6 protein-coding genes are annotated in these 6,000 nt (G+C 69.3%); 5 read left to right on the forward strand and 1 reads right to left on the reverse strand.

Going from position 1 to position 6,000, the window contains the following annotated elements:
* Positions 1-567: 567 nt before the first annotated feature.
* Positions 568-1,245, forward strand: coding sequence for a LysM peptidoglycan-binding domain-containing protein (locus EIZ44_RS12805; protein WP_134728697.1), 678 nt, complete (start codon positions 568-570; stop codon positions 1,243-1,245).
* Positions 1,246-1,837: 592 nt separating this feature from the next.
* Here the strand turns inward: EIZ44_RS12805 and EIZ44_RS12810 are convergent.
* Complete coding sequence (locus tag EIZ44_RS12810) at positions 1,838-2,665, reverse strand: helix-turn-helix transcriptional regulator (RefSeq protein WP_134728699.1); 828 nt, start codon at positions 2,663-2,665, stop codon at positions 1,838-1,840.
* Between the two features lie 78 nt (positions 2,666-2,743).
* On the opposite strand from EIZ44_RS12810, the gene EIZ44_RS12815 reads away from it, so the two are divergent.
* The 4 genes from EIZ44_RS12815 to EIZ44_RS12830 all read left to right on the forward strand — a co-directional run bounded on the left by EIZ44_RS12815 (position 2,744) and on the right by EIZ44_RS12830 (position 5,918).
* Entirely contained in the window at positions 2,744-3,484 is a 741-nt protein-coding gene (locus EIZ44_RS12815; RefSeq protein WP_134667796.1) for an SDR family NAD(P)-dependent oxidoreductase, read from the forward strand.
* Between the two features lie 27 nt (positions 3,485-3,511).
* Positions 3,512-4,252 (forward strand): SDR family NAD(P)-dependent oxidoreductase, encoded by a 741-nt coding sequence (locus tag EIZ44_RS12820; protein ID WP_134728701.1) that lies wholly within the window; start codon positions 3,512-3,514, stop codon positions 4,250-4,252.
* Between the two features lie 31 nt (positions 4,253-4,283).
* Entirely contained in the window at positions 4,284-4,631 is a 348-nt protein-coding gene (locus tag EIZ44_RS12825; protein ID WP_167754101.1) for a BlaI/MecI/CopY family transcriptional regulator, read from the forward strand.
* Positions 4,632-4,727: 96 nt separating this feature from the next.
* Positions 4,728-5,918, forward strand: coding sequence for a L,D-transpeptidase (locus tag EIZ44_RS12830; protein WP_134728703.1), 1,191 nt, complete (start codon positions 4,728-4,730; stop codon positions 5,916-5,918).
* Positions 5,919-6,000: the final 82 nt, after the last annotated feature.

Genomic DNA, 6,000 nt, shown 5'->3' on the forward strand with positions numbered 1-6,000 from the left:
GCGGGCGGCGGGCAGAGTGGTCCAGACCATGGCAGTGGTCTGGACCGGTGGTCCAGTGGCTCGCGTCAGCGGCGGCGGGTGCCGGTCGCGGGTGCGTCCGGAGGAGCGGGCCTGGTCCGGCGGGGCGTGCTGGGCCGGGCCCGGGTGCCGTAGCGCGGGGTGAACGAGATCCGCGACCTGTGTTTATCTAGACCGTAACGTTCGCGATGCAGGCAGATCACTAACCATATAGATAGTTAGAAAGTTGCTAGCGAAGAGGAATTTGCTTGTTGGTGTTGAGGTCTGCTTTAGAAAACCTTGCTGTTGAGCTGTGATTGATTCACCAAGTAGGTCGCCATGGGCATGACGCACTGTCGCCTGACTGCTACGCGCCGAGGCGATCTGTGGCCGATCCCACTGACTCTGTACACCTGCCGTTTCCGTTTCGTAATCTTCTCGCGCTTTTGCGGTGACCTGCGATCTACCCCGAGGATCAGCGACCCGAAGCCGCCGCGCGCCGTCGCGGCTCGCGCCTGGCTCAGGTGCGAGGACGGCGATGCGGTGTGACAGCGAAGGAGCCCACCCACCGTGGGACGGCACAGCAAACCCAGCAAGACGAAAACGACCCTCCAGCGCACCGGCGCGACCGCGGCTCTCGCGGGCGCCACCCTCGGCGGCATCGGCCTCGCCGGGGCGGGCACGGCCAACGCCTTCCCGGGGCAGGCCGGCATCGTCAAGTGCGAGAGCAGCGGCAACCCGACAGCGGTCAACAACACCGCCGCGGGCCAGCGCGCGGGCCGCCCCGCCGGCCTGTTCCAGATCGTCACGAAGACCTGGCTCGCGAACGGCGGCGGCCAGTTCGCCCCGACCGCCGACAAGGCGACGCCCGCGCAGCAGCAGATCGTCGCGGACCGGATCTACGCGAAGCAGGGTTCGGCCCCGTGGCAGTGCCGCGGCGGCTCCGGCCCGGCGAGCTACGCCGACTTCGGCGGCGACACCTCCGGCGGCTCGGCCGAGGTCGAGGCCGTGGCCGCGAAGCCGAAGGTCCAGGTGAAGGCCGAGGCGAAGGTCAAGTCCGCGCCGAAGCACGCCGCCCCGTCCTCGAACCCGGACGGCAGCTACACCGTGGCCGCGGGCGACACCCTGTCCGGCATCGCGAAGAACCTGAACGTCGACGGCGGCTGGCAGCACCTGCAGCAGCTGAACGCGAAGTACATCCCTAACGCCAACCTGATCCTGGTCGGCCAGAAGATCGTCACGAAGTAACCCGCCGAGGCCCTGGCCGGGCTCGCGCCGCTTTCCCCCGGGCGGCACGACCCCGGCCGGAGGCCGCCGGTGCACGCGCGCGAATGTGCGCTCGGGCACCGACGCGCGCCCCGGCGGCCGGCGTGCGGAGCGAACGGGCCTGCTTCGTGGGAACACAGGCCGGTTCGCGCCGCACGCCTTGCATCGAGGGCGAGGTTTTCGAGCGCGCCGAGTGTGCTCGGGTACCGCGCGTGTTCTACGGGAGCACGGGCCGGTTGGCGCTGCATGCTTTGGCTGGACGGCCATGGTTTCGAGCGCGTGGCATCGCGCGTGTCCTGTGCGAGGACGGGCTGGTCGGTGCTGCACGCCTTGCCTCAAGGGTGAGGCTTCCGAGCGCACGGGTGTCGCGCGTGTTCTGCGGGAGCACGAATCGGCCGGTGCTGCATGCCTTCGCACGCGAGGAAGAAGTAGCGAACGCGTCGTGGCGGGTCCCGCCGACGCCATCGACTGCGGGCCGATCGACCAATCCCAGGCGAACCAGCCGAGGCGCCCCCGCGCCTCCGGGCCGCCCGCCGGTTCGCCGCCAACTCCACGCGCGGCTACTAGATCTCGTTCACGGCATGCCCGCGCCCGGACGCACCCGCAATGGAACGCTCCGCAGCAACGACAGCGCCTCAGCACTGGGACTGCCCGGCTCAGCCTGATAGACAATCAACTGCTGCCCAGCCGCCCCGCGCACGTCGAATGCCTGGTAGGTCAGCGTCAGCGGCCCGACCGCCGGATGGACGAGTTGCTTGGGCTCTCGGGTCTTCCCCCGCACCTGATGGGTTTCCCACAGCGTCCGGAACCGCGAACTGCCCTCGCTGAGTTCCGCGACCAAGTGCGGCAGGGCCGGGTCTCCCGCCGCGGCACGCAGGTTTGCCACGGTCGCTTGGGCCGTCCATTCCCAGCGGGCGAAGAACTGTGGACCCGCTGGGTCGAGGAAGGTCATGCGGGCCAGGTTGTCGGCCGCGGTGAAGGGGGAGAACAGGGCGTCGGCGAGGGTGTTCGCCGCGAGAATGTCCAGGACGCGGTTGAGCACGAACGCGGGTGCGTGCGGATAGCCGTCCATGAGCTGCCGCAGTTCCGGGCTTACGGTTTGGGGTGCCGGGGAAGGCAGGTCGGACGGGGTGGCGCCGGCGAGGCGGTACAGGTGGTCGCGGGCGTCAGGGTCCAGGCCCAGTGCGCGGCTGAGGGCGTCGAGCACCTGCGGTGACGGGCGGGTTTCCCGGCCCTGTTCCAAGCGCGCGTAGTAGTCGACGTTCACCCCGGCGAGCACGGCGACTTCCTCGCGGCGCAGGCCCGCGACCTTGCGTCGGCCGGAATAGCGCACGTCGGCGTCCTCCGGGGAGCGTTGCGCGCGGCGTGCTCGCAGGAATTCGCCCAGTTCCGTACTGCCCATGCGAACCAGGGTAGGCGGCGGCTGGGTGGGTGTGGCACGTCCTGTCAGCGAGGTCCGCCGACGCTGAGACTGGGCGGCATGACGAACGAACTGGCGGGCAAGATCGCCCTGGTCACGGGGGCCGCGCGCGGGGTCGGCGCGGCGACGGTCGCTTGGCTGCGTGCGCACGGGGCACGAGTGCTGGCGACGGACATCCGGCCCGAAGTGGAACGGCTCGCCGATAAGGACGGCGTGGCGGTGCTGGTCGGCGATGTGTCCGAAGAGGACGTTGCGGTGCGGTCGGCGCTCAAAGCGGTGGAACAGTTCGGCGGGCTCGACATTCTGGTCGCGAATGCGGGGCGTTCGGTGAACAAGCCGGTCACCGAGACGACCGCGGCGGACTGGGACGAGGTGATGTCCGTCAATGCGCGCGGAGCGTTTTTGCAGGCGCGAGAGGCATTCCGAGTAATGCGCGACAACGGCGGGGGAGCGATCGTCACGGTCGGCTCGTTCGCCAGCACGGTGGGGCTGGCCGAGGCGGCAGCGTACAGCGCGTCGAAAGGAGCGTTGGCGCAATTGACAAAGGTGCTCGCATTGGAAGGCGCTCCGCACGGAATTCGCGCGAACGTGGTCGCTCCCGGCGTGATCGAAACAGATCTGCTCGACACTTTCCGCGCCGACAGCCGGGCGTATCTGCGGTCGTTCGGCACTGCCCATCCGCTCGGCCGGGTCGCGCAGCCGGAAGAAATCGCTGAGGTGATCGGCTTTTTGGCGTCGCCGCGGTCCGCGTTCGTCACCGGCGCGGTCGTCGCCGCCGACGGCGGCTACACCGCGGCCTGATATCCCTCCGACGAAAGGAAATATCTTATGCGGCTCAACGGAAAAGTCGTGCTGCTCACCGGAGCGACCGGCGGCATAGGCCAAGCCACCGCGGAACTGTTCGCCCGGGAGGGAGCCAGCCTGGTCGTCACCGACGTCGACTACGAAGCAGTGCGGAAACTCGCGGCACGGCTGGAGACCGACGTGCTGGCCGACCGGCTGGACGTGTCCTCGCCGGAAAACTGGCGCGAAACCGTCGAACGGACCCGGCAGCGGTTCGGCCGCCTCGACGTGCTGGTCAACGTCGCGGGGATCGTGGACTGGCCGGGCATCGAGGAGACGGCCCCGGACGCCTGGGACCGGGTGATCGCGGTCAACCAGACCGGGACCTGGCTCGGGATGAAGACCGCGATGCCGCTGCTGCGCGCCTCCGGCAACGGATCGGTGGTCAACACCTCCTCGGTGCTGGGCCTGGTCGGCAGCGGCGCGGCCGCCGCGTACCAGGCGTCCAAAGGGGCGGTGCGGCTGCTGACCAAGACCGCCGCGGTCGAGTACGCGACGCGCGGCGTCCGGGTCAATTCGGTGCACCCGGGGGTCATCGCGACGCCGATGATCCAGGACCTGCTCGACGAACAGGGCGACCAGCAGCCCGACATCGTCCGCACGCCGATGCGCCGCGCGGGCAGCCCGGCCGAGGTCGCGCACGCGATGCTCTTCCTGGCCAGTGACGAATCCTCGTTCGTCACTGGAACCGAACTGGTCGTCGACGGCGGGCTCACCGCGTACTGACACCGGACCGGCGCGCCCTAGGATGCGGGGCGTGCAGGGACTGGGCGAGCTGGAATCGGCGGCTATGGACGTCCTGTGGCGGGCGGGAGACGCGCGCACGGTCCGCGAAGTGCTGGAGGAGCTGAACCGGGACCTCGCCTACACGACGGTGCTCACCGTGCTCGACCATCTGCACAGCAAGGGCTGGGTGGAACGCGAGAAACGCAGCCGCGCCTACTGCTACACGCCGGTGTCGTCGCGAGAGGAAGCAGCCGCCCGCGCGATGCGGAACCTGCTCGCCGACGCGGGCGATCCCGAGGGCGTGCTGCTGCATTTCGCGCGGTCGGCGTCCGAGCGCGAGCGGGAGGCGCTGCGGCGCGGGCTGCGGCAGCATTCGTGACCTGGGTCTCCCTGTCCGGACACCACCGCCGGGCAGCGGCTCCCGCCCTGCTCCGCGCCTGACCGGTATGACTACTATGTCCGGTAGTAATCGCGAATGGGGGCTGGTCAGGTGCTGGGGCGGAAAACGCAGATCATCGCGGGGATCCTCGCCGGGCTGGCGCTGACGGCGGCGTGCACGTCCGCACCGGCTCCCGGTCCCGCCGCGGGCAACGACCAGAAGACCAGCGCCGCGCCGGCGGTGCCCGCGACCCTCGACCTCGGTCCCAAGGACGGCTCGAACGACGTCGCGCCCGGCGAACCCGTCACCGCGGTGGCCGGCGGGTCCACGCTCAGCGAGGTCACCCTCGCGGCGGCGGACGGCGCTCCGGTGCCCGGCGAGATGGACGCCGCGAAGCAGCGCTGGACCAGCAGCAAGCCCCTGGACTACCGCACGAAGTACACGCTCACCGCGCGCTCCGTCGGCGCGGACGGCAACCCGGTGACCCGCACGAGCACCTTCACCACCGCGACCGCCAAGGCGCAGGCGTATCCGTCGGTGATCCCGCTCGACGGCGAGACCACCGGCGTCGGCATGCCGATCACGATCAAGTTCTCCGCGCCGGTCGCGGACAAGGCCGCCGCCGAGAAGATGCTCACCGTCACCTCCGACAAGCCCGCCACCGGGGCGTGGCGCTGGTTCGGCGACGACGAGGTGCACTACCGCACCAAGGAATACTGGCCCGCGTACTCCACGGTCACCCTCGACATCAAGATCGCCGGCCGCGCGCTCGGCAACGGCGTGTTCGGCAAGGCCGACCGCAAGATCAGCTTCAAGACCGGCCCGGCGATCATCTCGAAGGTGTCGGACAAGGAAAAGCAGATGCGGACGTACAAGGACGGCCAGCTCGTCCTGACGTCCCCGGTCAGCCTCGGCAAGCCGTCCGCGCGCAGCGTTTCCGGCACGATGCTGATCATGACCGTGCAGTCGCCGTACACCATGGACTCCAGCACGTACGGCGTGCCCACCGACTCGCCGGGCGGCTACCGCACCACGGTCAAGTACGCGCTGCGGCTCACCAACTCGGGACAGTTCCTGCATTCCGCGCCGTGGTCGGTCCGGCAGCAGGGGCGCACCAACACCTCGCACGGCTGCCTCAACGTCAGCGTCGACAACGCGAAGTGGTTCTACGAGAACTCCCATCGCGGGGACGTCGTGGTGGTGACCGACACCGGCGTGGACCTCAAACCGGGCGACGGCTGGACCGACTGGCGCTTCAGCTGGGACGAATGGCAGAAGAAGGTCTGATCCGGGTTCAGGTCCGTGAAGGGCTCCTTGAGGGAATCTGGCCTGGATCCACCGAGTTGAGGTTTTGCTGATTTTGGTGGTG

The sequence above is a fragment of the Amycolatopsis nivea genome (assembly GCF_004522235.1).
Lineage (GTDB): Bacteria > Actinomycetota > Actinomycetes > Mycobacteriales > Pseudonocardiaceae > Amycolatopsis > Amycolatopsis nivea.